At 67.2% G+C, this 14,574-nt stretch carries 13 protein-coding genes; 8 read left to right on the top strand and 5 right to left on the bottom strand.

Annotation, left to right across the window (positions count from 1 at the left end; genetic code table 11):
- Nucleotides 1-9: 9 nt before the first annotated feature.
- From CXY70_RS09735 to CXY70_RS09750, 4 genes are all read right to left on the bottom strand, one after another.
- Complete coding sequence (locus CXY70_RS09735; RefSeq protein WP_104192162.1) at nt 10-1,467, bottom strand: O-antigen ligase; 1,458 nt, start codon at nt 1,465-1,467, stop codon at nt 10-12.
- Nucleotides 1,468-1,507: 40 nt separating this feature from the next.
- Nucleotides 1,508-1,843 (bottom strand): SRPBCC family protein, encoded by a 336-nt coding sequence (locus tag CXY70_RS09740; RefSeq protein ID WP_233205868.1) that lies wholly within the window; start codon nt 1,841-1,843, stop codon nt 1,508-1,510.
- A gap of 91 nt (nt 1,844-1,934) precedes the next feature.
- Complete coding sequence (locus tag CXY70_RS09745) at nt 1,935-3,410, bottom strand: NAD(P)/FAD-dependent oxidoreductase (protein ID WP_104192163.1); 1,476 nt, start codon at nt 3,408-3,410, stop codon at nt 1,935-1,937.
- A 281-nt stretch (nt 3,411-3,691) separates the two neighbouring features.
- Nucleotides 3,692-4,870: an acyl-CoA dehydrogenase family protein gene (locus CXY70_RS09750; protein WP_104192164.1), complete on the bottom strand. Its 1,179-nt coding sequence runs from the start codon at nt 4,868-4,870 to the stop codon at nt 3,692-3,694.
- A gap of 124 nt (nt 4,871-4,994) precedes the next feature.
- On the opposite strand from CXY70_RS09750, the gene manA reads away from it, so the two are divergent.
- From manA to CXY70_RS17800, 3 genes are all read left to right on the top strand, one after another.
- Nucleotides 4,995-6,296 carry a mannose-6-phosphate isomerase, class I gene (manA, locus tag CXY70_RS09755; protein WP_104192165.1) on the top strand — a complete coding sequence of 434 codons (1,302 nt, stop codon included), beginning with the start codon at nt 4,995-4,997 and terminating at the stop codon, nt 6,294-6,296.
- 97 nt (nt 6,297-6,393) lie between these two features.
- Nucleotides 6,394-6,744, top strand: coding sequence for a hypothetical protein (locus CXY70_RS09760; protein WP_104192166.1), 351 nt, complete (start codon nt 6,394-6,396; stop codon nt 6,742-6,744).
- Between the two features lie 6 nt (nt 6,745-6,750).
- The gene (locus CXY70_RS17800) at nt 6,751-6,909 is read left to right on the top strand and encodes a hypothetical protein (protein WP_158250954.1); all 159 of its coding nucleotides are present in this window, start codon (nt 6,751-6,753) and stop codon (nt 6,907-6,909) included.
- Between the two features lie 203 nt (nt 6,910-7,112).
- On the opposite strand, the gene CXY70_RS09765 is transcribed toward CXY70_RS17800, so the two are convergent.
- Nucleotides 7,113-8,069: a GlxA family transcriptional regulator gene (locus CXY70_RS09765; protein ID WP_104192200.1), complete on the bottom strand. Its 957-nt coding sequence runs from the start codon at nt 8,067-8,069 to the stop codon at nt 7,113-7,115.
- A gap of 92 nt (nt 8,070-8,161) precedes the next feature.
- Between CXY70_RS09765 and CXY70_RS17805 the strand changes: the two genes are divergently transcribed.
- The 5 genes from CXY70_RS17805 (at nt 8,162) to CXY70_RS09785 (ending at nt 14,489) form a co-directional block, all read left to right on the top strand.
- On the top strand, nt 8,162-8,302 hold the full coding sequence (locus CXY70_RS17805; protein ID WP_158250955.1) for a hypothetical protein: 141 nt from the start codon (nt 8,162-8,164) through the stop codon (nt 8,300-8,302).
- A 46-nt stretch (nt 8,303-8,348) separates the two neighbouring features.
- Nucleotides 8,349-9,314 (top strand): UDP-glucose 4-epimerase GalE, encoded by a 966-nt coding sequence (gene galE / locus CXY70_RS09770; protein WP_104192167.1) that lies wholly within the window; start codon nt 8,349-8,351, stop codon nt 9,312-9,314.
- A 217-nt stretch (nt 9,315-9,531) separates the two neighbouring features.
- Nucleotides 9,532-9,849 (top strand): WhiB family transcriptional regulator, encoded by a 318-nt coding sequence (locus CXY70_RS09775; protein ID WP_104127507.1) that lies wholly within the window; start codon nt 9,532-9,534, stop codon nt 9,847-9,849.
- Nucleotides 9,850-10,027: 178 nt separating this feature from the next.
- Entirely contained in the window at nt 10,028-13,042 is a 3,015-nt protein-coding gene (locus CXY70_RS09780; protein ID WP_104192168.1) for a glycosyltransferase family 2 protein, read from the top strand.
- Nucleotides 13,032-14,489 (top strand): DUF5719 family protein, encoded by a 1,458-nt coding sequence (locus CXY70_RS09785; protein WP_104192169.1) that lies wholly within the window; start codon nt 13,032-13,034, stop codon nt 14,487-14,489. The genes CXY70_RS09780 and CXY70_RS09785 overlap by 11 nt, the downstream gene beginning before the upstream one ends.
- The last annotated feature ends 85 nt before the right edge of the window (nt 14,490-14,574 follow it).

A 14,574-nucleotide genomic window follows, 5' to 3' on the forward strand; every position in this document is an offset into this window, starting at 1 on the left:
GCGCTGGCGTCACGGCATCGGCCGGGGCGCGTGCTGTTGCCGCTTGGTGACCACGGCCAGCACGATGAGAATCACCCAGCCACTCTCGATCAGCAGCCGGCTCTCGGCGATGCTTTGCGCGATCAGCGCGGCGAGCAGCAGGAGCGGAAGTAGAGCCGACACGGCGAACGGTTCGGTATCTTTCACGCCGAGACGGGGGCGATCGACGGCGAGAAACCAGGCTCGCCACAGGGTTGAGCCGACCAGGGCTGCGAACAGAATCACGCCGACGATCCCCAGCTGCAGCCACACATCGAGCCAGGCGTTGTGCGCCTGCAGGTAGGTGACGCCCTTGCGCACTGCGAGGTCGTTGAATGGTTCCACCCACGGCACCCAGTAGCTCACCCAGCCCCAGCCGAACACCGGTCGTTCCAGGGCGAGCTGGGTGACGCTGGCCCAGATATCGAAGCGGCCGGTGAGGTCGTCGCTGCGGCCGAGCAATCCGAACAGTTGCGAGGAGAACAGGGCGAGCGCCGCTCCCACCGCCAGAACGGATGCCGCCGCTACGACATACAGCGGCCGCCGGTGCTGATCGTGCACCCGTCTGGCCCAGAGCGCGAAAACCAGGGCGGCGACGACGGCGACGAGCGACACGGTAACCGTGGCCGAGCGGGTGAGCAGCAGCATCCCCACGGCCAGGGCCAGCCAGACCAGGCCGGCGTTGCGCCTGACTGTGCGGGCTCGCAGCTGCACCGTAAAAACGATGATGCCTGTCAACGCGATGAATCCGAGCAGGTTGCGGTTGGCGACGATGCCCTCGATGGGGCCGCCACTCAAGAGCAGGCCGCGGCTCCAATAGAAGGCGTTCGGCACGTTTTCGGTGCCGTAGTCGACGAAAAACGGCAGCACTTCGTGTTGTACGACAAGGGCCACGAACAACTCGAACGCGAGGCTCAGGGCGAGCACCCAGCGCAGCGCTCCGGCCAGGGTGCGCAGCAGCTCCGGCCAGGTGAGAGTCACGGCCAAAAACAGGGCGGCGAGGGTGGTGATCAGTTGCAGGGTTATTCCGAGCAAGGATGCCCCTGGGTAATACGACCATGCGATCGACAGGGTGGCCAGCAGTAAAAAAGCCGTGATGGTCTTGGGAAACTTGCGCCAGTTCAGGGGCGGGGCCAGGGCCGCCTGGTAGGTGTGGCCTCGCGCGATGTCACGGTCGGTGGGGGTGTTGTCTGGTGCGGACGCTGCTCTTTTTCTGTTGCTCGTGGCGTTGGCTTTCGCGCCGATCGCGGCGCCGGCGGCGGTTGCCCGATTGCGGGCGCTGCTGCGCTGGGTGCTGAGGCCGATCACACTGCCGACGACCACGATCACGGCGATGGCGCCGAAGCCCCACCAGCCGCCGAGGTTGCGCCAGAATTGGCCGGCCAGAACGGTGAACCAGACGAAGGTGGCGAAGAGTCGAATGACGAGGCGGCTCTGCACGGCGGACATGGTTTCAGATTACCGGTGTTGGTGCGCCGCGTTTCGCGGGCTAGTCGGCGTGGCCCGCGGCCAGATAGGCGAGTCGATGCAGGGTCTCGGTGTTGCGGTAGGCGATGGCCAGGTCGCCCAGGGGAGTGGGAACGAGGCGGGCTGGGCCGGCGATGACATCTTCGGTCAGGCGCACGAGGCATCCGTTTTCGGTGTCTTGGATGTCGATCGACACGTGCGCCTCACCGATCGGCCAGCCGCGCGCCTTGAGCATGACGTGGCGGGGCGAATGCCATTCGAGCACGGAAGTGGTGTCGTCGAGCAGAGCGGGCCAGATTCTGACCGAGTGGTGAACCTGGCTGCCGACGTCGGGCCAGCTCGCATCCACGTTGCGCATGCGGCTCGCGCCGACGACCCAGGTGGGGTAGAGCCATCCGTTTGAGAGCTGGCGAAGACCCGTTCGGCGGTGCAGTCGAAAGCTCGGTAGTTCACGGCCATGAGGACTCCTTGGGAGAGAGGTCGGGCGGCTCAATGATGTTGTATTCGTGGGCCAGGGCGCTCAGGGCGGCGCGGTATCCGCACATGCCGTGCACTCCCGGGCCGGGAGACGTCGACGACGAGCACAGGTAGACACCGGCGAGGGGGGTGCGCCACGGATCGCCGGAGACTACCGGGCGGCGCACGAGCTGGATCATGCTGATCGCTCCGGCCGCGATGTCGCCGCCGATGTGATTGGGATTGTGGTTGTGCATCTGCGCGGCGGTCTGGCTGGCGGAGGCGAGAATCGTGTCGCGAAAACCGGGGGCGAAGCGTTCGATCTGCCGGGTGATCTGTTCGGTCTGGTCGCGGGTGGAGCTGGCCGGGACGTGCGTGTACGCCCACAGCACGTGCTTGCCGGCGGGAGCGCGCGTGTCATCGAGGATGCTCGGCTGCGCCGCGAGCACATACGGGGAGCCGGCATGACGCCCGCTGGCCACCTCATTCTCGGCGCGAGCCTGGTCGGCGCGGGTGCCCCCCACGTGCAGGGTCGGCGCTCGCCGCAACTCTTCTGCCGCCCACGGCACCGGCTCGGAGAGGGCAAAATCCACCTTGGCGACGGCGTTACCGTAGCGAAACCGGCTGAGGGTGGTTGTGTAGCGATCGGGCAATGCCCCGGCGGCGAGGTCGACGAGGGCGCGCGGCGTCACGTCGAGCAGCGTCACGCGTGCTGGCGGCAGCTCGTCGAGACTGGTGATGTCGGCATCCGTTTGGATCTCGCCGCCGTGCGCGAGCAGGTCGTCAGCGAGCGCGCGCACGATGGCGCCGCTGCCGCCGATCGGGATCGGCCAGCCCCCGGCGTGGGCGTGCGCGGCGAGGGTGAGTCCGGCGCCAGCGGTGGAGGGGCTTGGCAGCCGTCCGATCGAGTGTGCGAACGTTCCGGTGAGCAGCGCCGGCGCGGTCTCGCCGGTGAAGCGCCAATTCCAAGCGGGGCTGCCCTGCTCGAGGGCGCGCAGCCCGAAGCGGGCCAGCGTGAGCGGATGCCGCGGTACGCGCAGCAGCGCATCCCCGGTGAGCTCGGCGATGGCGGTGATGTTCTGCACGAGCGGTCCCAGCAGATGCAGCCAGGCCGGGCCGTCGCGCCCGAGGCCCGCGGCGGTGCGTTCGATATCGTGCCAGGCCACACCGGCGCGGCCGCCGGGCAGTGGATGCCCGTAGGAGATCTCGGGTACCCGGAGTTCGATGCGGTCTTTGAGACCGAACTTCTGAAAGAACTCCGAAGCGAGCGCCAGCGGATGCACGGCGCTCCCAACGTCGTGGTGAAACCCGGGCAGGGTGAGTTCGGCTGTCGCCGCGCCGCCGCCGATCTGCGGGTTGCGCTCGTAGAGGCGCACCCTGAGGCCCGCGCGGGCGAGCGTGACGGCGGCGGCCAGGCCATTCGGTCCGGATCCGACGACGATCGCGTCAAGCCCCTGATCGGTACTCACTCCGGGCCGCGCTCGTTTGGTCTCATTCCGACACCGTATCCCGGGGCAGGGTGGGGGGACAGTCAGCAAACGCGATTTCGGGGCGCGGGTGGCGATTTTTCGGGGGCGTGGGCATCCGCTGGCGTAGCTAACGCCGGTAAATTTGCGACACGCCGTACCAAACGGATGCCCCACCCGGCGTGTCGCAAATTCTGGCGGCGTAGCGTGCGGCCGACCGTAAACCGACCGCAAGCCGACCGCAAGCCGACCGCAAGCCGACCGCAAGCCGACCGGTCTGCGGGTCAGACGAAGGCGGCCTGGCCGGTGATGGTGCGGCCCACGATGAGGGTGTTCATCTCCTGCGTGCCCTCGTAGGAGTAGATGGCCTCGGCGTCGGCGAAGTGCCGGGCCACGTTGTACTCAAGGGTCACGCCGTTGCCGCCGAACAATTCGCGGCACCAGGCCACGCTCTCCCGCATTCGGCTGGTCGTGTATGCCTTGGTCAACGCGGAGTGTTCGTCGCGCTGAACGCCCTGGTCTTGCAGCTGCGACACCCGCACGACCATACCGAGGCTCGCGGTGATGTTGCCGAGGCTCTTCACCAGCAGATCCTGCACGAGCTGGTGCCCGCCGATGGCCTTGCCGAACTGCTCGCGCTGCTTCGAATAGGCCACGGCCGCGTCGTAGGCGCCGATGGCGTTGCCGACAGCCGCCCACGAGACCTCGGCGCGCGTGGCCCGAAGCACCTTGGCGGTGTCCTTGAACGAGTTGGCGTTCTGCAGGCGCAGGTTCTCGGGCACTTCTACGTCGGTCAGGATGATGTCGGCGTTCTGCACCGCGCGCAGGCTGATCTTGCCCTCGATCTTGGTGGCACTGTAGCCGGCGGTGTCGGTGGGAACGATGAAGCCCTTGACCTGGTTGTCGGCGGTGTCCTTGGCCCAGATGATGGTCACGTCGCTGAACGTGGCGTTACCGATCCAGCGCTTGGCACCGTTCAGGGTCCAGGTGTCGCCGCTGCGGGTGGCGGTCGTGCGCAGGCCCTGCGCTGCGTCGGAGCCGCTGAGCGGCTCGGTCAGGCCGAACGCTCCCACGATCTCGCCCGAGGCGAGGCGCGGAATCCACTCGGCGCGCTGCTCGGCCGAGCCGCAGGCAGCGAGCGACCCGGCCGACAGTCCGTTCTGCACACCGACGAAGGTGGCAACGGATGCGTCCACTCGCGCCACTTCCAACGCCACGAACCCGCGGAACACGGTCGAATTCGCGAACGGTTTCGTCTCGTCCCAGCCGAACGAGTACAGGCCGAGCTCGGCGAGCGGCTGGATGATCTGGGTGGGGAATTCGGCGCGGTCCCAGCATCCATTCGCGATGGGGCGAACCTCTTGTTCGAGGTAGGTGCGCAGCTTGAGGATGGCCGCCTGTTCGGGCGCGGTGAGGAGGTTTTCGTAGCCGAAGAAGTCGCTGCCGAGTAGCTCAAAGGTCATGGATGCTCCATTGCAAGATAGGCGGCCGACACGCAACCGGGTCTAGCTGCCAGCCTAGGGTCGGTGGCTGGATGATCGAAGTCGGTTGGTAGTTTGGTCTAAACAGCGTACGAAGGAGCCGAAAATGTTTGTGGGCATCACCAATACCCCGCGCGATTATGCCTGGGGCTCCACACACGCCATCGCCGACCTGCTCGGTCATGCGCCGTCGGGCGGGCCGGAGGCCGAGCTGTGGCTGGGGGCCCACGCCGGCTCGCCGTCGGTGATCGAGGATGCGGCAGAGGTGGGCGGTTTCACCGACCTCGCGGGCTGGATCGCGGCTTCGCCCGAAGTGGCACTCGGAGCAAGCTGGGCCACGCGGCCAGCGGATGCCGCCGGCTCGGCCACAGCGACCCCGCGACTGCCGTTCCTTCTGAAGATTTTGGCCGCGGGACGCCCGCTATCGCTGCAGGCGCATCCGACGACCGAACAGGCCCGTGCCGGGTTCGCGCTTGAGAACGAGGCGGGAATCGCCGTCGACGCCGGAAACCGCAACTACCGTGACCCCTTCCACAAGCCCGAACTTCTCTTTGCGCTCAGTGACACGTTCGAAGCGCTCTGCGGGTTCCGCCCGCTCGCCGAGGTGCGCGGCATCATCGCCGAGCTGCGCCTGCTCGACCTTGCGACGGAGAACCCGCAGGCCGCCGCCATCGACCTGCTTGAGCAGCGCCTGGCCGAGGGCCTGCGCGACACCGTTGACTGGCTGTTGCGTGACGGCCGCGGAGGCGATTCCGGCGAGGTGAAATGGCTGGTCGAACGGGTGGTCGCGCTCGCCGAGCACGCTAAGTTTCTAGCCGTCGGGGGAGCAAACATCGGCTACGCGGGCGAGCTGGCAGCGGTGCGCGTGCTCGCCGCCGAGTACCCCGGCGACCCCGGAATTGTGCTCGCCCTACTGCTGAACCGGGTCTCCCTGAAACGTGGTGAGGTGTTGTATCTGCCAGCCGGCAACATCCACGCGTATCTGTCCGGGCTCGGCGTGGAGGTGATGGCGGCCTCCGACAACGTGTTGCGCGGCGGGCTCACCCCCAAACACATCGACATCGAGGAGTTGCTCGCGGTGCTCGACTTCACTCGGGCGCCGTCGCCGCGACTGGCTCCTATCGTTGTCGCGGATGGCGTCGCGCGGTATCGGCCGGGGGTTTCCGACTTCGAGCTCGTGCACATCCACGCGGATGCCGCTGCCCCGTCACCGACGCCTGTCCCGATGCGACAGATCACCCTTACCGGTCCGGCCATCGCGATCTGCACGGTCGGCGGCTTTCTCGTAGCGGGCAGCTCGTCGTCGCGGCCACTCAAGCGCGGCCAAGCCGTGTATGTGACGCCGGATGAGGGCACCCTGACCTTCGCCGGCACCGGCGAGGTCTTTCTGGCGATGCCCGGTGCCTAGCCCGATGTTCGACGAACTCCAGCGCGCTTTCCAGAGTCTGATCAGCCGCCTCGCCTAGCCTCCATCCGGGAATGCTGCTGGAGGGCATCCGCAATCGATGGGAACCACAACGATGCCGTTCGTGCTGATCATCGGAGGTCCCAACGCCAACGGCTACTCCATCGGCTACGCAACACAGATCTGTCTGGGAATAGTCGTGGGCCTGGCGGTCAATTTGCTGATTCTGCCGCCTCTTGCCATCGGCCAGGCGCGGGAACGCCTGGCGGGATTTCACAGAACGCTGACGAGACACCTCACCGAGGTTGTGTCCGGCATGGTCTGGGGCAAGCCGATCGCGCTCGAGCTTCCGCCGGAGCTGCGTCCAGTGCTTAGCGAAGCCCTGCACGCCGTTGCCGCGGCGATCACCGCCGGAGACGACGACGAGCGCCACCCTGACCACCTGGATTAGGCCGGCGTGGCGATCGAGGCGACCCTGCGCAAAATGCAGCAAGAAATTGGGGCAGGGGCCGCGTCGTTGAGTCCAACGGCCGCCATCGTGATCGATCTCAAACGAATTCTCATTGCCCTGCGACCGAAAACCGACCGTGAAGCTGCGTCGGCTTCGATCGGCTAGCGTCTGCAGCTCCCCCGTACCGAGCCGTGTCACGAGTCGCCGCCCGATGCCGCGGGACTTGCGCCGCTGCGCGGGAGGCGCAACTCCCGCGCACTGGCGCAATTCCAGCGCCACGAGATACGCGGGGGTTCTGGCCAGGTCCGAGGTCCCGAGCCGTGGCGCAGCTCCGCGTGTACCGCGCCGCAGGCAGGCGGATGCGCCCGCTAGCCGACCCGGCGGGGGCCGAAGGCCCGGCGGTAGGCGGTGGGGGTGGTCTGCAGGACCTGCAGAAAGTGGTGGCGCATCACGGCGGCCCCGCCGAAACCGGTGTCGACGGCGATCGCCTCGAGACTTCGGGAGGAGTCTTCGAGCAGTTCCTGCGCGCGCAGCAGCCGCTGCCGGTTGAGCCAGCGGGTGGGCGTCGTGCCGAGCTCAGCCCGAAACCGGCGTGCGAAGGTGCGCGGCGACATGAGCGACTTGCGGGCGAGCAGATCGACCGGCAATTCCTGGTCGAGGTGGCGCAGCATCCACTCGGTGACAGCGGCGAAGGATTCGTCGTGGCAGTCGACGACCGGAGCTTCGATGTACTGCGACTGGCCGCCGTCACGCTGAGGCGGCACGACCATGCGGCGGGCGATGACGTTGGCGGCCGTGGCGCCGAGTTCGGTGCGCACAATGTGCAGCGCGGCGTCTATGCCGGCGGCGGTGCCGGCTCCGGTGACGACGTGGCTGTCGTCGACGAACAGAACATCAGGGTCGACGGTCGTCTTTGGAAACGAGCGGGCGAGGGCGTCGGTGTACATCCAGTGGGTGGTGCTGCGGCGCCCATTGAGGATGCCGGCCTGGGCGAGCACAAATGCGCCGCTGCAGACGCTGAGCACCCAGGCGCCGCGGGCTTCGGCGTCGCGCACAACCTGCAGCACGCGTGGGTCGACGGCCTCGCCGGCCTCGTAGCCGGGAATGGCGATGAGGTCGGCATCGGCCGCGGCCGACAGGTTGTCGTGCACGACGATGTCGAAGCCGATCTTGGTGCGGATCGGTCCGGGTTCGGCGGCCACGACGTGAAAATCAAACGTTGGCCCGCCCTGAATGCTGCGGTCGATACCGAACACCTCGCAGATCACGCCGAATTCGAACGGCGCAAGGCCCGGGAGGGTGACGCACACGATCTTCTGAAGCATGAGCATCCTCTGGTCAACCTTGGCAGGAATGTATCGAATGATGTCGACTCTGCCACTCGCGGCAGAAAAGCACAATTCATAGAGTTTCTGCCATGTTCATTCTTTTTCTTCTCCTCACCGCCCTCGCGGTCGCCGCTATCGTTACCACGATTCGGTCCGTTCGGCGCGACGGCTACGGCCGACGCGCCCCCCGGATGACCGACGAAAGCGATGCTTCGGTTCGCTGGCGCTAGCCTGTAGCGGTGGCGCACCGCGTGTCACACGAGCGAACGGGGCGTTATGGCGTGGTTGGTTACCGGCGGAGCGGGCTACATCGGCGCCCATGTGGTGCGTGCATTCCAGGCTGAAGGCCTCGACGTGGTCGTGCTTGATGATCTCTCGAGCGGCCACGAGTCATTTGTGCCGGCCGGGGTTCCATTCATCCGGGCAAATGTGCTCGACGGTGACACCTTGTTGCACGCCTTTCATGAGCACCGAGTGACCGGCGTCGTGCACGTTGCCGGATTCAAGTACGCCGGCGTCTCTGTGCAGCGCCCGTTGCACACCTACGAACAGAATGTAACGGCCACCGCCACGCTGCTTGCCGCCATGAACTCGGCCGAGATTGACCGCATCGTGTTCTCATCGAGCGCTGCCGTCTACGGCACTCCGCGCACGGACCTCGTCACCGAAGAGACACCGAAGCACCCGGAGTCGCCCTATGGCGAATCCAAGCTGATCGGCGAGTGGCTGCTGCGCGATCAGGCCGTCGCGACCGGGCTGCGCCACACCTCGCTGCGCTACTTCAACGTCGTCGGCTCCGGCGACCTCGCCCTCCGCGACACCAGCCCGCACAACCTCTTTCCGCTCATTTTTGCTGCGCTGCTCGATGGGCGCACCCCGCGCATCAACGGCGACGACTATGCGACGCCCGACGGAACCTGCGTGCGCGACTACATTCACGTGGCCGACCTCGCGCTCTCACACGTCGCCGCAGCCCGCCGCCTCGACGCCGGCGACGCGATAGAGCCGGTCTACAACCTCGGCAGTGGCGACGGCGTCTCGGTCGGTGAAATCATGGCGAGCGTGCGCCGAGTGACCGGTATCGACTTCGTGCCAGAGATTGGCGCACGCCGCGTCGGTGACCCGGATCGCATCGTGGCCTCGGGCGCGCTCGCGGCCCGCGATCTGCAATGGAATATGGGCCACACCCTGGAGCAGATGGTGCAGAGCGCCTGGGACTCCTCGCGCGCCGCCGCGCATTGAGGGCTGCGACACGCCGACTCCAAGCCTGATCGTGCTACATTCGCAACGTTGCTTCGAGTCTGCAGCACCCCCCGAACGCCCGAATTCGTCCCCGTCGGCGCGTCGCAACCCTCCAGCCCGTATTGAGGGTTTACCATCTGCGACTTGACGTCATCGAATTACACCGGTGTAATTAGGTACAGCACTAAACGGTGCGTAGCGAGCGCTGGGAGACGATATGGCTATACCTGACTATCGTTCCGGAGTACCAGAGGACTGGTTCGTCGACCCTGTCACCCTCGGTGTTCCGGGAATACGACAAGATCTCGGCGACGAGAACCTGTTAGCCTGGCAGGCCGACTCGCTCTGCGCTCAGACCGACCCCGAGGCGTTTTTTCCCGAAAAGGGCGGTTCCACCCGCGACGCTAAGAAAATCTGCTCCGGCTGCGAGGTGCGCAACCAGTGCCTCGAGTACGCGCTCGGCAACGACGAGCGGTTTGGCATTTGGGGCGGCCTGTCCGAGCGTGAGCGCCGCAAACTGCGCAAGCGCGCATAGCATTCGCTCGTTAAGTAACGCTCGGCGTCCCGTAAGCGGACGCCCGACCGACCCATTTGCGCGACGCTGTTTCTGAACGGATGCTGCGGCATCCGCTTCGCTATTGCCCAGCCAATATTCGAGGCGCGCCCTCTCGGTTCAGGGCCGACCGCCGATCCCGACCTAGGCTGGTTCTGTTATGCAACCGAGAGTCACCGCCATCCTTGTCGCCAGAAACGGCGCGAAACACCTTGAGCGAACTCTCAAGGCGCTGTCGCTACAGACCCGTAAACCCGACATTGTCATCACCGTGGACTGCGGCTCGAGCGATGCGACCGCGAAACTGCTCGCCGCATTTGGGCCGACGCAGTTCATTGCCGCTGACGCTGATCTGAACTTTGGGCAGGCGATCGCTGCCGCCGTGCGGGTGACGACGCCGCCCACCCACGATCGCGAGCTGCTCTGGCTGCTCGCCCAGGACAGCGCGCCCGACCCGAATGCTCTCGAAATCCTCGTCGACGCTCTCGAGATCGCCCCCTCGGTGGCCGTCGCCGGACCCAAGGTGATGGAGTGGATCGCCGGCGAATACATCCATAACTTCGGTGAGTCCATGACGCCGACCGGTGCCACCGTCACTCTCGTCGAAAGCGAACTAGACCAGGGCCAACACGACGGCCTGAGCGACGTGCTCGCCGTCAGCGCCGGCGGTCTGCTCGTGCGCCACACCGTCTGGGAACAGCTCGGCGGATTCGATCCGGCCCTCCCAGCCGTGGACGACTCGCTCGACTTCTGCGTGCGCGTGCGCCTGGCCGGATACCGGGTGTCGGTAGTACCGGCCGCTCGTGTGGCGTCGGCTGGTGACGGTATTGCCGGACCAAACCAGTCCTCGCGGGGGCGGCTCCGTCGCCGCCGGGTGCGGGCCGAACGTTCTGCCCAACTTCATCGCCGCCTGGTCTACGCTCCGGCCTGGACCCTGGTTTTTCACTGGCTGTCTTTGCTGCCGCTGGCCTTTCTGCGCTCGATCGGGCAACTGTTGCGCAAGGAACCGGGCGCGATCGTCGGCGAATTCGCTGCGGCCTTCGGCGCAGCCTTCAACGGAATGCGCGTTGGCAATGCCCGCCGTTCGTTCGCCAAGACCCGAACTCTCGGCTGGGATGCCATTGCAACCCTGCGGGTTCCCTCAGCCGAAGTGCGCCGACGGCACTCGCTCAAACGTGAGGCGAGCCTGTTCGGCTTGCACGGTGAACGGCCCGAAATTCGCTTCTTCTCCGGCGGCGGCGCCTGGACCATGCTCGCCGCGGCCGTCGTGGGCATCATTATGATGGTGCCGCTGCTCGGCGCCGACACCCTCACCGGCGGCGGACTGCTGCCGCTCTCACCGACTCTGCCCGAGCTATGGGCGAGCGTCGGCTACGGCTGGCGCGACCTGGGACTCGGCTTCGTCGGAGCGGCCGACCCATTCGCCGCGGTCGTGGCCGTGCTCGGCTCGATCGCGTTTTGGTCGCCCTCGTTCGCGCTCGTGCTGGTCTACGCCCTGGCCTTTCCGCTGGGAGCGATCGGTGCGTGGATGGCCGCAACCCGCCTGACCGACCGCGGCAGCCTGCGCGCCCTGGCCGCGGCCCTCTGGGTGCTGGCCCCGACGTTTCTGATCGCCCTTGCCGACGGACGCCCCGCCGCAATTCTCGTCCACCTGCTGCTGCCCTGGCTGTTCTTCTCTTGGTTTGCTGCCGCGCGCACCTGGTCGGCGTCGGCATCCGCTGCCCTTTTGTTCGCTGCCGTCGTGGCCTCTGCGCCGTCGCTGGCCCCGGCACTGTTCCTGGTCTGGCTGTTCAGTGTGGCCCTGGCCGGCCGCCGGGTGATGCGCTTCATCGGTATTCCGCTGCCGGCGCTCGCGCTGGCGCTGCCGCTCATTGTCGATCAGGGCCTGCGCGGCGACTGGCTGTCCCTCGTCGCCGACCCGGGTCTGCCCGTGCCGAGCGGGCACGCACCCACCCTGCAACTGCTGCTCGGGCTGCCCGGCTCCGGAGGCTGGGCGGCCGTGCTCGACGGGTTTGGGATCGTCGGGTTCGACCCGCAACTGTTTGTGCCCATCCTGCTCGCGCCGCTGGCCGTGCTCGCCCTGCTAGCGCTGCTACTGCCCGGCGCGCGTTTGGCCAGCGGTGCCTGGCTGGTCGCGCTGCTCGGTTTCGGCACGGCCCTCGTCACCAATCAGCTCGTTCTCGCCGCGATCGGGTCCGAACCGGTGCGCGTCTGGTCTGGCGCCGGCCTCAGCCTGTACTGGCTCGGCCTGGTCGGCGCTCTCATTATCGGTCTGCGCTCGCTGCGCCGGTTCGCGTCGACGCCCGGCGTTGTCGCAGCCCTCGCTCTGGCCGTTGTTGTTCTGCCGCTTATTGGCTCACTGCACCTCGGCACCGCAGCTGTGCGCGAGGGAACCGGGCAGACCCAACCGGCCTTCGTCGCCGCCGAAGCCCAGATCGACAACCGGGTCGGCACGCTCAAGCTCACCCCGCAGGCCGACGGCGGCCTGCTCGCGTCCATCGAGCGCGGCGTTGGCGCCACCCTGAACCAACAATCCACCCTGGACAGCACAGACCAGACTCTTAGCGGCCGAGAGGAAACGCTCGCGGAGCTCTCCGGAAACCTGGCTTCGCGCAGCGGACTCGACGCCAGCGCGGACCTGGCCGAGTGGGGCATCCGCTTTATCGTCTTGCAGCCGGCCGGTTCGGGCATCGACGCCGCCGACACCGCGTTGCGCACCGAAACGGCCCTCGACGGCAACTCCGCCCTGGCCCCGGTCGGCGACACCGAGTTTGGCCGCCTGTGGCAGTTCGGTGAAACGGATGCCGCGGCGTCGACGCCCAGACCGGCTCGCGCCGGCGGCGTCTTCGGGCTCGTGACCCTGCTCATTGCCCTCGCCGTGGTGGGCAGCGCGGTGTTGTTGTCGCTGCCGATCGGCGCCGGTCGTGAAGCCGTGCGCCAGGCTAATCGTGATGCGATTCGCCGGGCAGCCCGCGCAAACGCCAAGCAGAAACCCAAACGGGCGCGGCGGGGGAAGGGGTCGGTGGCGTCTGATCTGGAGGCCGACCTGGAAGTGCCGCTCGGCACCGACCTCGAAGCCGACCTCGCGATAGACCGGGAGACGGGCGTCGGCACCGGACTGGAATCGCCTGATGATGGCACCGCCGATTCCGTGGAGGACGACAATGCCCGATAAGAGTCAACTTGCCCGCATCGGCGGTCGGGCCGGACGCGGTGTACTCGGCCTCGTCGGCATCGCCGTCGTCGTCGCGACGCTCGGAGCGGCCACCCTCGTGACCCTGCCGACCATCGAACGCGAGCCGCAATCGAGCGAGATCGCGCCGCTGCCGAGCGAGCAGCACCGGGTCTGTCCTGGGCCGCTGCTGACCCTCGCCGAAGACTCGACGCAGGCGCAGTCCGCGTCGAGTGTGGGGGCGGCATCCGCTGTGTATGGCGCTAATGACGCGGTGTCGCTGGAACAGATTCGGCCGCAGGTCACCGAGATCAGCGCGGTCGACGATGTGAACAGTCGACAGCCGCCGTTGCTGCTGACCGTCCCCGTGCAGAGTGGCGCCACCGTGCCACCGCTGGTGGCCGGCAGCCAGTCGCAGGTTGTCGCCACCGACACCATTGGCGGACTCGCCGTCGCTGCCTGCGCCGAAGCGGTCAGCGACAGCTGGATCGTCGGGGGGTCGACCGATATCGGACGCACCAGCCTTCTGCTGCTGAGCAATCCCACTACCGTGCTGGCGACCGTTGACGTAACGGTCTTCGGTGAGAGCGGACTCATCGACGCACCCGGATCGACCGGCATTCTGGTGCAGCCGGGTGAGCAGCGGGTCATCTCACTGGCCGGCCTCGCGCCGAACGTGAAATCGCCGGTGCTTCAGGTGTCATCGCGCGGTGGACAGGTGGCTGCGTCACTGGAGGAGAGCAGCATTCGGGGCATTGAACCGGGCGGAGTCGAGGTCATCGGCACCACCGCGACGCCCGCCTTCAATCAAACCATTGCGGGGGTGCGCGTGATGGCGGACGTCAGCGCCGAGACAGTCACGACGGGCGAGGGTTTCAACGCCGACACCCCGTCGATTCGGGTATTCGTGCCGGGCTCCAGCGCGGCGACGGTGCAGATCGGCGTGACGGGTGCCGACGGAACCACAGAGGGAACATCGACCCAGGTGGACGTCGAACCCGGTATTGCCACCGAGATTCCGCTCGCGCCGCTGGCCGTGGGTAGTTTCTCGGTGCACCTGCGCTCTGACGAGCCGATCGTCGCGGCCGCGCGCACCGTCACCGACAGTGCCGGCGGTAAGGACTTCGGCTGGTTCTCTGCCTCGGCACCGCTGGTCGGTTCCTTCGCCATAGCCGTGGCCGGCGGCCCGTCACCGACACTGCACCTGGTCAACGGCGGGGCAGCGGATACCGCACTCACCCTCACGCCCGCTGAGGGTGCCCCGGTCGACCTCCAGATCGATGCCGGAGCGAGCGCCACGGTGCCGGTGTCTGGCGGAGTGACCTACGTCGTGAGCGGCGGTTCGGAACTCTGGGCGCTCGTGGACTACTCCGGTGACGGGGTGCTGTCGTCTTTCGCCCTGAACCCGCCCGGGCCGCTGGCCTCATCGATCCGCGTCTACACGCGCTAGTTCCCTGTTCTCTTTGGACGGGGCCCGGGCCCCGTCCCCGTGAGGGGGCTACGGGGCGGGAGCATCCGTCTGGCGACGGGCTGCA

This window comes from Cryobacterium sp. Y82 (assembly GCF_002929495.1).
GTDB lineage: Bacteria > Actinomycetota > Actinomycetes > Actinomycetales > Microbacteriaceae > Cryobacterium > Cryobacterium serini.

Coding starts and splice junctions, on each gene's coding strand:
- CXY70_RS09735 (WP_104192162.1), bottom strand. CDS start 1,467: ATGTCCGCCGTGCAGAGCCGCCTCGTCATTCGACTCTTCGCCACCTTC.
- CXY70_RS09740 (WP_233205868.1), bottom strand. CDS start 1,843: ATGCGCAACGTGGATGCGAGCTGGCCCGACGTCGGCAGCCAGGTTCAC.
- CXY70_RS09750 (WP_104192164.1), bottom strand. CDS start 4,870: ATGACCTTTGAGCTACTCGGCAGCGACTTCTTCGGCTACGAAAACCTC.
- manA (WP_104192165.1), top strand. CDS start 4,995: ATGTTTGTGGGCATCACCAATACCCCGCGCGATTATGCCTGGGGCTCC.
- CXY70_RS09760 (WP_104192166.1), top strand. CDS start 6,394: ATGGGAACCACAACGATGCCGTTCGTGCTGATCATCGGAGGTCCCAAC.
- CXY70_RS09765 (WP_104192200.1), bottom strand. CDS start 8,069: ATGCTTCAGAAGATCGTGTGCGTCACCCTCCCGGGCCTTGCGCCGTTC.
- CXY70_RS17805 (WP_158250955.1), top strand. CDS start 8,162: ATGTTCATTCTTTTTCTTCTCCTCACCGCCCTCGCGGTCGCCGCTATC.
- galE (WP_104192167.1), top strand. CDS start 8,349: ATGGCGTGGTTGGTTACCGGCGGAGCGGGCTACATCGGCGCCCATGTG.
- CXY70_RS09775 (WP_104127507.1), top strand. CDS start 9,532: ATGGCTATACCTGACTATCGTTCCGGAGTACCAGAGGACTGGTTCGTC.
- CXY70_RS09780 (WP_104192168.1), top strand. CDS start 10,028: ATGCAACCGAGAGTCACCGCCATCCTTGTCGCCAGAAACGGCGCGAAA.
- CXY70_RS09785 (WP_104192169.1), top strand. CDS start 13,032: ATGCCCGATAAGAGTCAACTTGCCCGCATCGGCGGTCGGGCCGGACGC.